The 17,463-nt window shown below is 36.6% G+C and carries 17 protein-coding genes; 12 read left to right on the top strand and 5 right to left on the bottom strand.

Annotation, left to right across the window (positions count from 1 at the left end):
- The first annotated feature begins 27 nt into the window (after positions 1-27).
- The 7 genes from AYC65_RS05825 to AYC65_RS05795 all read left to right on the top strand — a co-directional run bounded on the left by AYC65_RS05825 (position 28) and on the right by AYC65_RS05795 (position 4,833).
- Positions 28-708 (top strand): SIR2 family NAD-dependent protein deacylase, encoded by a 681-nt coding sequence (locus AYC65_RS05825; RefSeq protein WP_034867634.1) that lies wholly within the window; start codon positions 28-30, stop codon positions 706-708.
- A 304-nt stretch (positions 709-1,012) separates the two neighbouring features.
- A complete protein-coding gene (locus AYC65_RS05820; RefSeq protein WP_024567642.1) occupies positions 1,013-1,366 on the top strand; it encodes an MmcQ/YjbR family DNA-binding protein in 354 nt (117 codons plus the stop codon).
- A gap of 9 nt (positions 1,367-1,375) precedes the next feature.
- Complete coding sequence (locus tag AYC65_RS05815; RefSeq protein ID WP_034867632.1) at positions 1,376-2,035, top strand: YggS family pyridoxal phosphate-dependent enzyme; 660 nt, start codon at positions 1,376-1,378, stop codon at positions 2,033-2,035.
- A gap of 14 nt (positions 2,036-2,049) precedes the next feature.
- Positions 2,050-2,622, top strand: a complete 573-nt coding sequence (locus tag AYC65_RS05810; RefSeq protein WP_034867630.1) for a Crp/Fnr family transcriptional regulator — start codon at positions 2,050-2,052, stop codon at positions 2,620-2,622.
- A 68-nt stretch (positions 2,623-2,690) separates the two neighbouring features.
- Complete coding sequence (locus AYC65_RS05805) at positions 2,691-3,107, top strand: VOC family protein (protein WP_034867628.1); 417 nt, start codon at positions 2,691-2,693, stop codon at positions 3,105-3,107.
- Between the two features lie 154 nt (positions 3,108-3,261).
- Positions 3,262-4,299 (top strand): DUF4303 domain-containing protein, encoded by a 1,038-nt coding sequence (locus AYC65_RS05800; protein WP_034867626.1) that lies wholly within the window; start codon positions 3,262-3,264, stop codon positions 4,297-4,299.
- A 63-nt stretch (positions 4,300-4,362) separates the two neighbouring features.
- On the top strand, positions 4,363-4,833 hold the full coding sequence (locus AYC65_RS05795; RefSeq protein ID WP_034867624.1) for a YdeI/OmpD-associated family protein: 471 nt from the start codon (positions 4,363-4,365) through the stop codon (positions 4,831-4,833).
- Between the two features lie 120 nt (positions 4,834-4,953).
- On the opposite strand, the gene AYC65_RS05790 is transcribed toward AYC65_RS05795, so the two are convergent.
- From AYC65_RS05790 to AYC65_RS05775, 4 genes are all read right to left on the bottom strand, one after another.
- The gene (locus AYC65_RS05790; protein WP_034867621.1) at positions 4,954-5,385 is read right to left on the bottom strand and encodes a hypothetical protein; all 432 of its coding nucleotides are present in this window, start codon (positions 5,383-5,385) and stop codon (positions 4,954-4,956) included.
- 19 nt (positions 5,386-5,404) lie between these two features.
- Entirely contained in the window at positions 5,405-5,854 is a 450-nt protein-coding gene (locus tag AYC65_RS05785) for a hypothetical protein (protein ID WP_034867619.1), read from the bottom strand.
- Between the two features lie 131 nt (positions 5,855-5,985).
- The gene (locus tag AYC65_RS05780) at positions 5,986-6,618 is read right to left on the bottom strand and encodes a response regulator (RefSeq protein ID WP_034867616.1); all 633 of its coding nucleotides are present in this window, start codon (positions 6,616-6,618) and stop codon (positions 5,986-5,988) included.
- 1 nt (position 6,619) lies between these two features.
- Positions 6,620-8,605 carry an ATP-binding protein gene (locus tag AYC65_RS05775; protein ID WP_034867615.1) on the bottom strand — a complete coding sequence of 662 codons (1,986 nt, stop codon included), beginning with the start codon at positions 8,603-8,605 and terminating at the stop codon, positions 6,620-6,622.
- Between the two features lie 143 nt (positions 8,606-8,748).
- Here AYC65_RS05775 and AYC65_RS05770 point away from each other — a divergent pair, with 143 nt between their 5' ends.
- From AYC65_RS05770 to AYC65_RS05750, 5 genes are all read left to right on the top strand, one after another.
- Complete coding sequence (locus AYC65_RS05770) at positions 8,749-9,933, top strand: sigma-54-dependent transcriptional regulator (RefSeq protein ID WP_034867613.1); 1,185 nt, start codon at positions 8,749-8,751, stop codon at positions 9,931-9,933.
- A gap of 3 nt (positions 9,934-9,936) precedes the next feature.
- A complete protein-coding gene (locus tag AYC65_RS05765; protein ID WP_034867611.1) occupies positions 9,937-11,298 on the top strand; it encodes an MATE family efflux transporter in 1,362 nt (453 codons plus the stop codon).
- Between the two features lie 197 nt (positions 11,299-11,495).
- Complete coding sequence (locus tag AYC65_RS05760) at positions 11,496-12,335, top strand: hypothetical protein (RefSeq protein ID WP_234300249.1); 840 nt, start codon at positions 11,496-11,498, stop codon at positions 12,333-12,335.
- Positions 12,336-12,341: 6 nt separating this feature from the next.
- Complete coding sequence (locus AYC65_RS05755) at positions 12,342-12,689, top strand: DUF4180 domain-containing protein (RefSeq protein ID WP_034867609.1); 348 nt, start codon at positions 12,342-12,344, stop codon at positions 12,687-12,689.
- 47 nt (positions 12,690-12,736) lie between these two features.
- The gene (locus AYC65_RS05750; protein WP_034867607.1) at positions 12,737-14,254 is read left to right on the top strand and encodes a carbon-nitrogen hydrolase family protein; all 1,518 of its coding nucleotides are present in this window, start codon (positions 12,737-12,739) and stop codon (positions 14,252-14,254) included.
- An 85-nt stretch (positions 14,255-14,339) separates the two neighbouring features.
- Here the strand turns inward: AYC65_RS05750 and AYC65_RS05745 are convergent, their stop codons facing one another.
- Complete coding sequence (locus AYC65_RS05745; protein WP_034867605.1) at positions 14,340-17,438, bottom strand: efflux RND transporter permease subunit; 3,099 nt, start codon at positions 17,436-17,438, stop codon at positions 14,340-14,342.
- Between the last annotated feature and the right edge of the window lie 25 nt (positions 17,439-17,463).

Genomic DNA, 17,463 nt, shown 5'->3' with positions numbered 1-17,463 from the left:
TAAATCTCACAGACCTAAAAATTTCCTATGAAAAAAATAGTTGTTCTCTCCGGTGCCGGCATCAGTGCTGAAAGCGGTATCAAAACATTCAGAGACTCAAACGGGCTCTGGGAAAATCATAAAATAGAAGATGTAGCAAGTCCTGAAGGTTTTGCCAGAAATCCGGAACTTGTATTGGAGTTTTACAATCTACGCCGGCGTCAGCTCAGTGAGGTTCAACCAAATGAAGCACACAATATTCTGGCCGAGCTTCAGAAAGATTTTGATGTACATATTATTACTCAGAATGTAGATGATCTGCATGAGAGGGCTGGCTCCGAAAACATTATACATTTACATGGAGAATTAAAAAAAGCAAGACCTGTAAATGATGAGGAAAGCATTATTCCATGGGAAGGTGATCTGAATCTGGGTGATCTGGATGAAAACGGAATTCAGCTTCGTCCACACATTGTTTGGTTTGGCGAAATGGTTCCGGAAATGGAAAATGCAGCTACTATAGCTTCTACTGCAGATATCCTGCTGGTAATCGGTACAAGTTTACAAGTATATCCTGCAGCATCACTGCTCCATTATGTTCCGGCGGGCTGTGAAATTTTTGTAATTGATCCACACCTCAGCCAGAACGTTACAAACGAGAAAAATTTCTTTAAAACTTCAGCTACGGAGGGCATGAAATTATTCCGGGAAGCTATCTACAAAAGATAAGCAAAATATTTTTTATTGAACGCAGAGGAAAAAGCATTAACATGTTATATTCTAAAGGTTCGCAGAGCCACTAACATTTAGCAAAGCCTCCTCATTGCTATGCATTTGTGGCTCTATGGATTTAAACAGGTCTATTTTCTAACAAACCTGTTTACTCAAAAACCCAGAAAGCTTTTATATTTCTTCTTAAGAAACTAAATCTCTTAATGGTTTAATTTTTACCATTAAAAATTTAAGAGTATTTAGATTCAATTTGCTTTATACCTTTATATTTCGGTAATTTTGATTATCAAATCTCTTTCCTATGGATATAGAAACTTTTAGAGAATACTGCCTGCAAATGACAGCCGTTACCGAGGATTTTCCTTTCGGTCCGGATACATTAGTCTTTAAGGTAGCAGATAAGATGTTTGCATTGTGTGGGTTAGACAGTCCTGCATTCACTGTTAATCTAAAGTGCGATCCGGAACGGATTATCGATCTGCGGGAAGAGTATGACGATATACAGCCCGGTTATCACATGAATAAAAATCACTGGAATACTGTAAATTTTGAAGGAAAACTTCCTGAAAAATTTTTAAAAGAACTCATTCAGCATTCCTATGACCAGGTCGTAAAAGGTTTACCAAAGAAAAAAAGAGAAGAACTTTCATTATAAATATTAAAGATGTCTATACAGAAAAACTACGAAGAAATCATACAATCCTTGCCTGCAAATGTAAAACTGGTTGCAGTATCCAAAACCCATCCTGCCGAAGCTATTCAGGAAGTTTACAATCTTGGTCAACGGGTTTTTGGGGAAAATAAAGTTCAGGAAATGGTTGCCAAACAGCCTGTACTGCCAAATGATATCCAATGGCATCTGATAGGACATTTGCAAAGTAACAAGGTAAAATATGTTGCTGAATTTGTAGATACAATTGAAAGTGTAGATTCTGAAAAATTACTGGAAGAAATTAATAAACAGGCTGCGAAACACAACCGTAAAATTAAAGTTTTGCTTCAGGTAAAAATAGCTGAAGAAGATTCCAAAACCGGAATGGAGGTTTCGGAAACAAAAGAGCTTTTTCTGAAGTATCTTCAAGGACATTTTGAAAATATAGAAATTACCGGTCTTATGGGTATTGGTACTTTTACTGATGATACAGAGCAAACTAAAAGAGAGTTTTTATTTTTGAAAAGGCTTTTTGATCAGCTTTCTGTACAGAAAAAACTGGAAACACTGTCTATGGGGATGAGCGGCGACTATCAGCTGGCTATTGAATGCGGTTCCACTTCTGTAAGAATAGGTTCTTCTATTTTCGGAGCAAGAGATTACAGTATTTAAACTATTTACCAGAGATGAATCTTCTTTTACAATTCATCCGCTCCCTTACTGAGTTTTCAGACGAAAGCTGGAAAATGCTGCAGCCTGCGCTTACTGTAAAAACATATAAAAAAAACGAGCTATTGCTACAGGAAGGACAGGTTTGCAATTCTCTTTTTTATATTGAAAAGGGCTATTGCAGAAGCTTTTATGATGTTAACGGAACAGATAAGAACACGGAGTTTTTCTTTGAAAACGAAATCGCCACAAATGTAGACAGCTTTGGTAATGGACAAGTATCCGCCTACAACATTATTGCATGTGAACCGCTAACAGTTATTATTTTTGATAAAGCAAAACTGTTTCAGGCAGCACAGGAATGCAGGGAGATTGAAAATCTTGGCAGGCACTGTGTCCGTTTAATCGCTACAAAACAGGAAAAATTTGCCACTTTATTCAAGCTGTATTCTGCACAGGAACGTCTGGAATATATAGAACAAAAGTATCCTGAAATGACGCGGAGAATATCACTCTCACAACTGGCATCTTTTCTGGGAGTTGCAAGGGAAACCCTTAGCAGGATTCGCAAACGGAGAATTTCCGGTTAATTTTGTGACGATTGTCACAGATAATACTCCTCGGTATTTTTGACATTTGTCTTCATAAAAAAGACATTATGCAAAAATTACAAAAGATCAGTTCAGAAACGAATATTATTACATGGTTCGAAATCCCTGTAAACAATACTCAGCGTGCTAAAAATTTCTATGAAACAATTCTGAATATTGAGATGACCACTCAATTTATTGCAGAAACCAATGAAACACTTACTTTCTTTCCTTACAATCCGGAAGTAATACAGGCTACATCCGGCAGAGTAACTGGTGTACTCACGGAGTCTGAAAATAATTCTCCGTCCCGTAGTGGAACAATCGTATACATCAATGCAAGTCCCGATCTTCAATCTGTTTTAGATAAGGTTCAGGCTGCAGGCGGGGAGCTTTTATCACCAGTCATAAATATTAAAGCCGGACTTATTGCATTTATACTGGATTCTGAAGGAAACAGAATTGGCCTCCATTCGGAAAAGTAATCTGAAGTTCAATTTATGTTGCACCAATACTTTGGTATTGGTATATAGCCTTATCAGTGTTTTTGAAACTTTGGTGAGGCTTTTATTTATTAATTCTCTGCCTGCATTTATCACATTGAATTTTTCGTATTTTAGTTACCTCCAAAAAGTCAATATGAATTTTGAAACACTAAAACACAAAATAGAAATTGCTACTAAAAAAGCATTTTTAGAAATTTATGATAAAGCAGGATCGGAAGGTCTTTATGCTTTTGCGCTATACAGTGATGAAGGCGCTATGACTGTTTGTCCTTCTGCCAATTCCCTAAAGCATCTGGAAAAAACTCCTACAAACGATATCACTTATTATAAATTTGAACCAGCAGAATGGAAATATGAAATGCAGGGTGCAGATCAGGAATTTAACGAAATCAGTACCTTACTAAGAGAAGAGCTGGACAAACATGGCGATAATGACGACTGGTTTTTGGATTTTCAAGACAAACTTTATGAAACCTGTGTTGAAGTCCTGGAAAAATTAAAACAGGAAAACTTCTTCACTCAGATTACCGGAAAAGAAGTATTTCTAACATTTACAATTTCTGATTATGAGATTAACAGCAAGTACATCAGAAATCTGATTTCCCGATTAAACGATAATAGTTATAAAGCAGAGTTTTATCAATGGATGAAGTCCTGGGGAACCTACAAGCCTATACAGGAGCTTCAGAATCTTTTGGATAGTGATAAAACGATTACCGAACAGGACGTCTACCCTTTTGCAGTTAAACCTTCTACCCGTGAGCTTACTTACCAGCTTTTGGATGAATACAATAAAACAGATCTGTTTCCAAAGGAATTTTACACCATTGAGAAAGCAGCCGAATCTAATCTGGTTAATTGGCTGGTCTATCCTACCGAACTTAATGCTTTTCCCGACGAATTGGAATACCTGCAACGGGTAAGCATCAATTCAGACGAAGATGATGATGCTTTCCATTATGAAGTTTTCAGATACAGAATAAACGAACCTCACTGGGCTGCCGAAAATGGGTGGATGCTTGGTGTGGTGGGACCTTATTACAACGAAAGTCTACCATACGATTATCCTGCTGCAACTTTTAGCAGAACTGACAGTACAACAGACAAAGTAACTCCGGAGGACGAAGCTCTGTGGGTGCATCAGAATATATTTTTGCAGGATCACAGTTAATCCGGTAATTCCTGACATACTGTTGTCTTTCCACCACATTATTTTTGCAGATATATACATAGTATGATTCTTTTAACAGATAAAATATATCTTCTGGAAAAATTCAGCGGAAAAGGCGGATGGACTTTTGTAAGGCTCCCTGAAATACCACCAGGCCAAAATACACCATTTGGATGGGTAAAAGTATGCGGAACAATTGACGGTTATGAGATTAAAAATTATAATCTGCAGCCTATGGGAAACGGTCGTTTATTTTTACCAATAAAAGCTGAAATCAGAAAAAAAATAAAAAAACAGGAAGGAGATTATGTTCATATCATACTATATGAGGATCGTAATCCTTATGAAATACCTGAGGAACTAGAGCTCTGCCTTTTGGAAGAGCCTTATGTATTCAATATATTTAAGGCTTATACTGATGGTGAAAAGAAAACAATCACGGAATGGATATATTCTGCAAAATCAGAGCAAACCAAAGCAGAACGGATTGCAAAAGTCATTAATGATATTGTCGATAAAAATCCCCGGTACTAAGCCGGGGATCTTTTTAGAAACTTTTCAAAAGTCTCCTGATGACCAATTTTTTTCATCATACAAAAATCTGATCAATCGTTTGTTTTGCTGTGTAATCCAATCTATGACATGATCCTAATTTTATTGCTTCGAACCATTAAAAATGTAAATTTTATCCTGTGCTGAGTTTTTCTCAGTACCTACATTAAGAGATTTTGTATCAATAAGATATGATACACTCCCTTGCTCGTCTACACCTACAACACTTGCCCCTACAGGGTTAGCAACTTTTATGGTTTTTGCGGTATAACCGGAATAAGCTTCACCTGATTTTGGTGTTACCTTTACACGGGAATCATCTACCTTGCTAACTATAACAACAGCGTTATAATATTTTATATCAGCATTTTCACCATCTTCAATAGTTCCTTTAAAAGTTCCTACAACAGGATCTATACTACCGGAAGGATTATTATCTGAATCATTACTGCTTTTACAGCCGATAAAAAATATACCAGTACTTAATACTAATGCTGCCCCAAGCATTAATTTCTTCATTCCATTTTTTTTCATAATTGTAAATTTTAAATTTTTATTTTAGTTTAATATTCAATGTGCCCTGCTCTATTCCTGTTACATATTCATCTTTCACTATATCCTTGCTTTTTTCTTGAATTTTAGACAGCAGATCTTCTGTAGATCCACTATACAATAACGTTATAGCAGATTGTTCAGCATTAAATTTCATTTGGCTTTCAGTAACGCCATCTATACTTTGTATAAGCGTATTTAGTTTTTTTACATAAGCAAGATTTCCGCCTGTAATCAGAATATTAGTTTGATTGCCTGTTGTTTTAGCTTTCCCTTTTTTACCAAATAAGGAGAGAATTCCTCCTCCGGTTTTGGCAGCACCTTCAGTAGTATTCGCAGCCCGGTTCACCTGATTGGCTATATTGTCTATTTTATCAAACAGACTTTGTGCCTGTGTTAGAGAGATGCCCATTAGAGTAAGAGCAATACTCAAAAAAAGTGTCTTTTTCATCTCGATAATTTTGTTATTTAGTTTCTGGGTTCTTACGATTGGTCATAACAAAATTATATCCCCGTAAGTGGGGATACAATACCTATTTATCGGCTTTTTATACCTCCTATCATTAGGAGGTTGCTGAAAAATTAAATGAGCTTTTCCTGAACCAGCAGCATTAAAAGTTCTGTGGTATTTTTCACTTCAAATTTTTGCAAGAGATTTTTACGATAGGTATCTACTGTAAAACGACTAAGAAACAATTCATCAGCTATAGTTACAGTAGTCTTTCCTTCTGCCAACAACTGAAGAAGTTGTTTCTCCCGACGGGTGATAGAAGGCAATACCTTTCTTTTATGTTCCGGAAATTGCGCCGCTGCCATAACTTTTTTTGCTTCACTACACAGTACAATTTCACCTTGCAGCACCTGCTTTATTCCATTAAGCAACTCATCAGCAGAAGCACTTTTCAACAAATAACCCGAAGCTCCGTTTTGTAAGAGTTGTAAAATAATACTTCTTTCTGCCTGATTACTGAATCCTACAATAATTGTCTGTGGAGCGATTTCTTTTATTGCTTTACAAAGATCCATGCCATCCAGATCGGGTAATATTATGTCCAGTAATATAATATCTATAGTATTTTGCTGTAGATAAACAAGCAGATCTTTGCCTTTTGTAAAACTTATAATATGTTTACCAGCTTTATTTTCCTCCAAAAGCGATCTTACTCCTTCTGTAACAATAGGATGATCGTCTACAACTGCTATAATACTTTTCATATCAAATATTAAGTTCTATGTTAATTGTGGTTCCCTGATGAATAATAGAATCTACATCCATCTTTCCTTTCATGTAGTTTACGCGATTTTGGATATTGCTCCATCCCAGCCCTTTTGCATTCTGGATATTACCGGAATCGAATCCGCAACCATTATCCTCTATTGTTATATAAAAGCGTTTTTCTTCCTGGATGCATTGTAAAAGAATCTTATCTGCTCCACTATGTTGGATAGCGTTGGATAAGAGCTCCTGAATAATACGATAAATGTTAACCTGGCTGCTAAGCGGATTTTCTTTATGAATCCCGGCCGACTGAAACTCTATCAACATATCCTCTCTTGTCATAGAAATACATAGGTCATGTAACGCCACTTCAAGTCCTGATCTTAGCAATGCTTCCGGCATCAGATTTCGCGAGATATTTCTAAGCTCGTTTATAGAGTCTTCCAACTGTAGGATAACATGGTCTATTACGGGGATACTTTCCTTTTTCTGCTGTCCGGATAACTTTAGTTTAATTCCGGATAAAGCTCCCCCTAATCCATCATGCAGATCACGAGCCACTCGTTCACGTTCACGTTCTTCACCTTCCAGCATAGCCTGAGCCATTTTAAGCTGCTGTTGGTTTTCCACTTCCTTCAGCTTCTGTGCATTATGCTTTTTATTATTTTTGACTAAATAAATTAAGAATACAATAATGAGAAGAAATATAACAGATCCTACACTTAAGAGCCAATTCAATAATTGTTGATTCTTATTCTGTAAAAGAGCTTGTTTTCTTTCTGACTGAAGCATTGCAATCTGTTTTTCTTTTTCAGAAGTTTTGTATTTAGTTTCCAAATCATGCACTTCTACTATAGTCTTCTCACGTTTGATGCTGTCTTCATATGCAGTATACTTTTTCAGATACTGATAGGCTGTTTTATAATCTCCCAGACGCCTTGAATATTCTGATATCTTTTTAGAAGCAGCTAAAGCCGATTCATCATATTTATCCGCAATAGCTTTTTGATAAATATCTTTTGAAATTTCTCTAGCCTGTACATAATCTCCTTTTGCCACTACTATCTCCTCCTTTGCCCAGTATACGTCATAATAATGATACTTTGTGTTGAATTTATGATATTCTACAAAGGCTTTATTCAACATCGCTTCTGCCTCTTTAATTCGATTTTTTTTAGCATAATATTTAGCTCTGTAGGCATAATATCTTCCAAAACTAATCATTGGAGTATCTATCTTATCTATATTTATTTTTGCTTTATCAAGATACTCTCCCATTCTGCTAATGCTATCCATATTATACAGCACAGTAGCTCCTGTTAAATAAAAATGTGCTTTTAAGCCAGGTTCTCCGTTATATTTTTCCAATAAATTGAAACTTCTCTGTAAATAAGAATATGCTTTTTCATATTCTCCCATATCGAGAAAACTATGGGCAATATTATGTTGTGTAGTACTTAGTAGCTTATAATCTTTTATTTTTTCTAATCTGGGAAGATTAGAGATGAGAAGTTCTGTGGACTTTCTTATAGCCCCACTGGCAGAATACATAACTGCCAAACTATTGGTTGCCGGAACAATAAGCTTTATGGCCTGTGGAGAATTATTACCCTTTAGTTGTGCAAGTACTTTATTGCTGTAAAAAAATGTACTGTCCTTATGCATAAGCCCCGTATGCAAATAATTAATAGTTTGGTCTGCATAGGCTTTATAAAGTATAAAAGAGTTCTGGCGGGCTAATGCATGCGCTCTATAAGCATATGTAAAAGCCCTGGCAGAATCATTTTGCGAAAAATATGCTTTAGATAGTTTGCCCATAACAACAATTCTGGAGGTGTCACTTTTAGCAACTTTCAGAATCCGCAGTAAACTATCTGTATTTTTATAATATTGTCCGGAGATATTTGTCTGCAAGAAAGTGAAAAGGATAAAAATTATGATCCTTTGTACTGCACTATTCCTTTTATATTTTATGATTTTCATAAAAATTGTCGTTATTCAAATTTCTCAAAAACATATGAGACTAAAAATACCTAAAATTAGGAGGGTAAAATCTAATAATCAGATACAAAATTATTTAACAACCCTACTTTCCCAACTCAAAAGCATTCCGTATCTTTGCTACTATGCAAAAAATTCTTATTGTTGAGGATGAAAAGGCTATTTCAGGCGTTTTGTCCAGCATTCTTGAAGATGAATGCAAAGGTTATGATATCGTAGTTGCTGAAGATGGTTTGGAGGGATTCAAATTAATCGAAAAGGACGATTTTGCCTTAGTTATTTCGGACATTAAAATGCCGAAAATGGCGGGTAATGAACTATTAGTAAAAGCTTTGGAAATAAAGCCAGATACTACATTTGTTATGATATCAGGCCACGCAGACATCGATACTGCTGTAAAATGTTTGAAAGATGGTGCTTATGATTTTATCTCCAAGCCTATTGATATCAACAGATTGATTACCAGTGTAAGAAATGCTCTGGACAGAAAAGTACTTCAACACCAGAAGAATGTTTTGCTTACTGAAAACAAACAGCTTAAAAGAAGAATCACCAAGAAATATCAGATGATTGGTGACTCTGAAGCTTTGAAGCACATTCAGGAAATGATTGAAAAAGTAGCGCCTTCCGATGCGCGTGTTCTGATTACCGGGCCAAATGGAGCCGGAAAAGAATTGGTAGCACATGCTGTCCACGATCTTTCTGAACGTGCAAAAGGTCCTATGATTGAAGTTAACTGTGCTGCTATTCCATCCGAACTTATTGAGTCTGAACTTTTTGGACACGTAAAGGGTTCTTTTACAGGAGCTATAAAAGACAAGCAAGGTAAATTCGAACTGGCTAATACCGGGACTATATTTCTTGACGAAATTGGTGATATGAGCCTTGTTGCACAAGCTAAAGTACTTCGTGCATTACAGGAAAGCAAAATCTCCCCTGTCGGAAGCGATAAAGAAATAAAAGTAGATGTACGTGTAATTGCAGCTACCAATAAAAATCTTCAGGAGGAAATAGAAAAAGGAAAATTCCGTGAGGACCTTTATCACAGACTTTCTGTAATTGAAATTCGTGTTCCTAAGCTTGATGACCGTAAAGATGATATTCCTCTTTTGGTGGAGCATTTTTCCAAGATCATTGCTGACGAGCAAGGAACTGCTAAAAAGAATTTCAGCGATGAGTCTATTGAAGCATTACAGAATTTTAGCTGGACCGGAAATATCCGTGAGTTAAGGAACGTTGTTGAAAGATTAATAATCTTAGGCCAAAGCCCCGTTACGGCAGACGACGTCTCCAAATTTGTAAAAAAATAATTTATGAGATTTTTAAATCAAAAATATACGCGGGATTCTCTGAAGCTCGCGTTACCTGTTATGATCACACAGCTCGGACAAGTTTCGGTGAACTTGTTCGACAATATGATCGTAGGTAAACTCCTTGGCGCACAGGCCTTGGCATCTGTATCTTTAGGGAATGCCACCTTCTTTTCGTTCTTCGTATTTGCGATGGGATTCTCCTATGCAATACCTCCGCTGGTATCTGAAGCGCACTCCAGATTGGATCACGACAAAATCAATAGTGTATTTCGTCATGGCTTTGTCATTAACCTGGCTGTAGGACTTCTTATGATGCTTGTTATTCTGTTTGGTATGCCACTGCTCTATCATATGGACCAACCGGCAGAAATCATTCCGGATACCATACATTTCTTAACGATTATGGCGTTCAGTATGATTCCATTCATGGTATTCCAGACCTTTAGAGAGGTTTCAGAAGGTTTATCTTTTACTTTAGGAGTAACCAAAGCAACAATTATTGCCAACATCCTGAATATTGTACTGAACTATATTCTGATTGAAGGGAAACTTGGTTTACCGGCTATGGGCGTAAGAGGATCTGCTCTGGCGACGCTTATTGCCAGAATATTCATGGTGGTATTCTTATACATCGTGTTATACAGAGATCCAAGAACTTCTCAGTACATCAAAGCTTTCCATCTGAAAATTGCAGGATTCTCCAAAAGTATATTCAATACAATGCTGAAAATCGGTTTCCCAACTGCTTTACAGTTATTCTTTGAAGTAAGTGCTTTTGCGGGTGCTGCTTTTGTTTGCGGACTGGTAAGCTCTACTGATATTGCTGCTCACCAGATTGCATTATCGATGGCATCTTTTACCTTCAACCTTTGTGTTGGATTTAGTGTAGCTTCTACAGTAATGGTCGGAAGGAAATTGGGAGAAAGAGACTTTGTAGGTCTTCGAAATGTAGGAATTAATAATATAAAAATTTCATTCTTGTTTATGATCGTTTGTGGATTAGCCTTCATCTTAGGCAGAAATATACTTCCACATTTCTTTGTACAGAACGATGATATCAATGTAATGATGCTGGCTTCCAAGCTACTTATTATTGCGGCTCTGTTCCAGCTTTCAGATGGTATTCAGGTGACATGTTTAGGGTGTCTTAGAGGTATTCAGGATGTAAAAGTACCAAGTGCTATTACTTTCGTTGCTTACTGGATCATTACAATTCCGTTAGGATATTTTCTGTGTTATACTCTTAAAATGGGAGCATTCGGAATGTGGATTGCATTAGGCTTAGGGCTTACCATATCTGCCTTATTCCTTGTTTCAAGATTCCTTAGACTTACGAACAGAAAAATATTAGCTGCAAAATAAATATTGCTACAATATATAGATTTTCATAAGGTTGCCTGTTTAGGCAGCCTTATTTATTTTAAAAGGCATATACCTGATCTTTATAAATCTGATTAAACAATTTTATAAAAATGTCTATAGCTGGGGAATTAAATAGAAAAATTGTTTGTAACCACGATGAATGCAGTATATTTGTAACTAACCTTATACACATTAAAATGAAGAAATATATACTACCTCTTTCTTTTTTAATTTCTCTTAGTGCATGTTCTGACAGAACGGAAGGAGTATCTGAAAATAAAGAAGAATCTAAACCTCCTTTTGCTAAACTTAGTTTAAAAACAAAACAGTCGGAGGCTAATATTTTTGACGTTGTTAACTTCTATCTCGAACCAACTGCAAAAGATAAGGATGTTTCTATATACGACCTTAGAATGTCTTATGATTCGATAGTTGTAAAAACAAAAGGTGAAGATAAAGGAGTTGTTGTTCTGAATGCGAAGGAGAACTCTTTGAAACTGACGCAAACATGGTCCAATTATTATTACCTTCCGGAAACCAGTACTACATATCTGTATGGCTATAAAGGTAATAAAGTTGTTTTAAAAGATTCTGTAAAAGTAGATATAAAGAACAGCAAAAATTTCCTGAATACAAACTGGAAAGACTTTAATCCGGAAGCTATAAATACAGGATATCCCAATATAACTAAACCCCGTTCCTTTTCTATACGTAAACAAAAAACGGATAATACTCCGTCCATCATACTGTACAATCACTGGGATATTCCGAATAGTTCAGATAATCCGTTTTATACAAAGCAAAATAAAGACATTTTAAAGAACTATATTACCAAACTATATTCAAAACCTACATATACTATTGAATCAAACGGATCTTTAGAACAAATTTACAGCAATAATTTTTCGGCAAAGCTAAATGGAGAGAAACCATTAGCAATATGGATAACCCCTACTTCTAAAATATCATTAATAGAGTACACAGCATTTTCGTCAAATGTTAATTATAAAATTTACGCAGAGCCGGTTACTAAATAAATTGAGATGTATACAATAATAGAACATACGGTTAATGGAATAAAAGTTGCAGAACTGAATTCCGACAAGGTACTAATCCAACAGATACAGGATGGATTGGACCTGTTAGCAGATCTTTATTACCTGGGATTCGATAAAATCATTATTAGTGAACAGAACATTACTCCTGATTTTTTCGACCTGAAAAATAAAATGGCCGGAGAAATTTTACAAAAGTTTTCCAATTATAAAATGAAACTTACCATTGTTGGCAGTTTCAGTTATGAAAGCAAGAGCCTGAAAGATTTTATTTATGAGTGTAATAAAGGTAAATTGGTTAACTTCGTTAGTACACTGTCCGAAGCTTTAGTATAAAGCATACAAAGGTTTTTCGGATAGTTAGATTCAAAAAATACAGCATTATGCAAGTAGACATCCGAAAATTAAGCTTAGACGATTATGATGAGCTTGTAGAGTCCATGCAGGAAGCTTATCCCGATATAGAGGATAATACCTGGGCTAAAAGAAATATTCAGAAATTAACCTCCATATTCCCCGAGGGACAATTGTGCATTACTGTAGACGGTAAACTGGCGGCAGCTGCTCTCTCTATAATAGTACAGTATGAATTATTCGGAGATCAGCATACTTACGATGAAATTACAGGTAGTGGAACATTCAACACCCATACTAACAACGGAAGTGTATTGTATGGTATAGAAGTTTTTGTCCATCCTGAATTCAGATCTCTTCGTTTAGGACGAAGGTTGTATGATGCCAGAAAAGAACTGTGTGAAATTAAAAATCTAAAGTCTATTATTATCGGTGGAAGAATACCTAACTACCACACATATAGTAATGAGCTGACACCACGCCAATACATTAATAAAGTTCGTAAGAAAGAAATATACGATCCGGTTTTATCTTTTCAGCTTTCCAACAACTTCTCTCCTATTAAGATATTAAAAGGTTACCTGAAAGGAGATACTGAATCCGAAGAGTATGCTGTTCTTTTACAATGGAACAACATCTATTATACTCAGAAGAAAAACACAATGCAGGATAGTGTTATCCGTATTGGCTTGGTGCAATGGCAAATGCGTCAGTTCCGGGATATCGAAGCTTTTTATCAGCAGGTCGAGTTTTTTGTGGATGTCATTAGTAATTACGAATCCGATTTCTGTGTTTTCCCCGAACTATTCAATACTCCTCTCCTCGCAGCATTTAACCATTTGAATGAAAGAGAGTCTATGGAAGAGCTTTCTAAATTGACAGCAGAAATTGTAGACAAAATTGCAGAGCTTGCAGTAAGCTATAACGTCAATATTATATCGGGTAGTATGCCAATACTTGAAAATGGTAATCTCTACAACGCCAGCTATCTTCTCCATCGTGATGGTAAGCGTGATGAATACAGAAAAATACACATCACGCCAAATGAGCGAAAGTACTACGGAATGTTGGGCGGAAATGAAGTAAAAGCTTTTGATACTGATTGTGGTAAAATAGGTATTATGATATGTTATGATGTTGAATTTCCGGAACTTTCCAGAATCCTTGCGGATCAGGGAATGAAGCTATTATTTGTACCTTATCTTACCGATACTCAAAATGCTTATACTCGTGTAAGAGCCTGTGCTGCAGCCAGAGCAATAGAGAATGAATGTTATGTTGCCATCGCAGGTTGTGTAGGAAACCTTCCTGGTGTAAGCAATATGGATATACAATTCGGACAAGCTGCAGTATTCACACCTTCAGATTTTGCCTTCCCTTCCAATGCTGTAAAAGGAGAAGCCACTCCGAATACTGAAATGACGTTAATCGTAGATGTAGATCTTAATCTGCTAAAAGAGCTTCACCACAACGGAGCTGTCCAAATACTTAAAGACAGAAGATCGGATCTCTATGATGTTACTATAAAAGAAAAAGAAAGCTTATAGTTCAAAGTATATTTATACTAGCTATATTATATAAAAAGCCCTGTCAGTAATTACTGACAGGGCTTTTATTTATTATTTAAAGAGACTAATTAGGTTCTCTTTTTTTAGTTCTGTTGAAAATCCAGAAGATTATAGGGAAAATAAGCAGTGTAAGAATAGTGGCAGAAACCAAACCGCCGATAATTACAATTGCCAGTGGTTTTTGAGATTCTGAACCAATCCCCGTAGACATCGCTGCAGGCATTAATCCTATAGAAGCCATTAAGGCTGTCATAACAACCGGACGGGTTCTTACTTTCACTCCTTCCAAAATAGCTTTATCTATATGGAAACCTTTTTTCACGTTACTATGGAATTCAGAAATCAGAATTACACCATTCTGAATACAAATCCCGAAAAGAGCAATCATCCCAACCCCTGCAGATATTCCGAAGTTCATACCTGTTACATGAAGTGCAATAATACCACCAATAAGTGCAAATGGTACATTAGCCAATACAAGTAATGAATCTTTCATATTTCCAAAAAGGATAAATAACAGGAAGAAAATCATTATAATACTAATCGGTACTACTTGGCCTAAACGTTTAGATGCACGCTGCTGGTTTTCAAATTGCCCAGTCCAGCCAATAGAATAACCATCTGGAAGTTTTATAGAAGCAACTTTTTTCTGTGCATCGGCTATTGTGCTTCCCAAATCACGATCTCTGATCGAAAATTTGATCCCAATATAACGTTTGATATTATCCCGATAAATAAAGGCAGCCCCGTTGTCTTTAGTAATATCACTAATCGCTTTCATAGGAATAAGCGTACCATCCTGACAAGGTACCATTAGCTTGGCAATGTCTTCTTCCGACTTACGGTATTCCGGAGCATAACGAAGTCTTATATCAAATTTACGTTCTCCCTCATAGATTTGCGAAGCTGTTTTACCTCCAAAAGCCATTTCTAAAACAGATTGTGCATCAGCCGGCATTACACCATACTCAGCCATCTTATGTCTGTCCAATACAACACTTACTTCCGGTTGTCCTATATTTTTGATAATTCCCGGTTCCCTTACACCTTTCACTTTACGAACCTCTTTATAAACCTCTTTAGCAAGGCGATCCAAAGTTTCCAGATTATCACCATAGATCTTGATTCCGTTTTCGGCTTTAAAACCTGCTACCGCTTCAGCAACGTTGTCTGAAATAGGTTGTGAATAATTATAGGTAATTCCCTGGAATTTCTTTAGCTTAATATTCATTTCATTGATAAGCTCATCATAGGTAATCTTACGCTTCCATTCTTCACGAGGCTGTAATGCAACTGCAAACTGTACAAAACCAAAACCATTAGGATCTGTACCATCATTACTTCGTCCTGTTTGAGAAAGAACTCCTGTAACTTCGGGGAATGAGGCAATAACTTTTTTTAGCTCGTTGGTTTTCTTCATCGACTCTTTCAGTGATGTACTCATTGGTAATTCTGCTGTTACCCATAATGAGCCTTCGTTAAGAGTTGGTAAGAATTCCGTTCCAAGGAATTTTCCGGAGAAAATGGTAATAGCCATTAAAGAAATTGCTGCAATAAGGCTTATTTTTTTATTCCTGAAAGCAAACGTAAAACCTTTTTCTACAATCCTATCCCAGAAAGATACAAATGGATTGTGTTTTTCACGTACATTCTTATTTAGTAAAATATGCATAAGAACCGGAACCAGAGTCAATGTAAACAGCAAAGCTCCCATTAATGCAAATCCAAGGGTATAAGCCAATGGAGAGAACATTTTTCCTTCTACTTTCTGGAAAGAGAAAATTGGTATTAGTGAAGTGATAATAATAAGCTTTGAGAAGAAGATGGCTTTCCCCAGACCTGTTCCGGTTTGCTTAATCCAGCCTCCTTTTGCCAGTTTATTAAAACGCTCCATTCCGTACCTCTTGGCTTTATGGTCCAGCATTACAAAAACACCTTCCACCATGACGACGGCCCCATCGATAATAATACCAAAGTCTACAGCTCCCAATGAAAGAAGGTTTGCGCTCATCCCGGCTATTTTAAGACATAGGAATGCAAATAGTAATGATAGCGGAATAATAATAGATACGATAACAGTTGTACGCCAGTCGGCCATAAAAATCAATACCATTACCGTTACCAGTATGATCCCTTCAATCAGGTTGTGCATTACTGTACGGGTAGTGAAATCCATCAGATTATCACGATCATAAAAGGTGACCAACTTTACATCTTTAGGTAGTGTTTTACTATTCAGTTCAGCAATTTTTGCTTTAAGTGCAACCAGAACTTCACGTGGATTCTCCCCTTTTCTCATTACAACAGTACCGGCAACTACATCATCTTTTCCGTTTAGTCCGGCCTGGCCTACACGTGGCATAGAGCTTTCTTTTACTTCAGCAATGTTCTTTACCAATACAGGATTTCCGTTATTAGTTTCAATCGTAATATTGCCGATATCTTCTATTGTTTTTACGAGACCAATTCCCCGTACTACATAAGATTGGCCGCTTTTTTCTATAACATCACCTCCTACATTCAGATTACTTTTGGTTACCGCATCATAAACCTGTAAAGGAGTAAGACTGTATTTTTCTAATTTTACAGGATCAATACTCAATTCATAAACTTTATCCTGTCCCCCGAATACATTAATATCTGCTACCCCCGGAACGCCGCGTAATGCACGGTCCACAACCCAGGTTTGTAAAGTAAGCAGTTCTCTCGAATCCCGCTTTGGGCTTTCCAGTGTATAACGGAAGATTTCCCCTGTTGGCCCATAAGGTGGTTGTACTTCGGGAGCAACATCATCCGGAAAACTTAATGTCCTCAACTGATTGTTGACCTGATTTCTGGCGAAGGTGTCATCTACTCCGTCATCAAAAATAATTTTGACAATGGACAATCCAAACATCGTGGTGCTCCGTACACTGGTTTTCTTCTGCACCGGGCTCATTGCAAGCTCTATAGGTGTTGTTACAAAACGTTCAACTTCTTCGGCACTTCTGCCGTTCCATTGTGTGATGATCGTTATCTGTGTATTGGTAACATCAGGAAAGGCCTCAATTGGCATATTCCTGAAACTTACAATACCTGCGATAGCTAAAATCCCTACCCAGACAAAGGTGAAAACCTTGTTCTTGATAGAGAATGCTATTATATTTTTAATGAACTTATTCATTCAATTCAGATTTAATATTTCTTAT

The sequence above is a fragment of the Elizabethkingia bruuniana genome, from assembly GCF_002024805.1.
Classification (GTDB): domain Bacteria; phylum Bacteroidota; class Bacteroidia; order Flavobacteriales; family Weeksellaceae; genus Elizabethkingia; species Elizabethkingia bruuniana.
The sequence above is the reverse complement of the archived record's forward strand: the minus strand, read 5'-3'. Positions and strand labels throughout refer to the sequence as shown.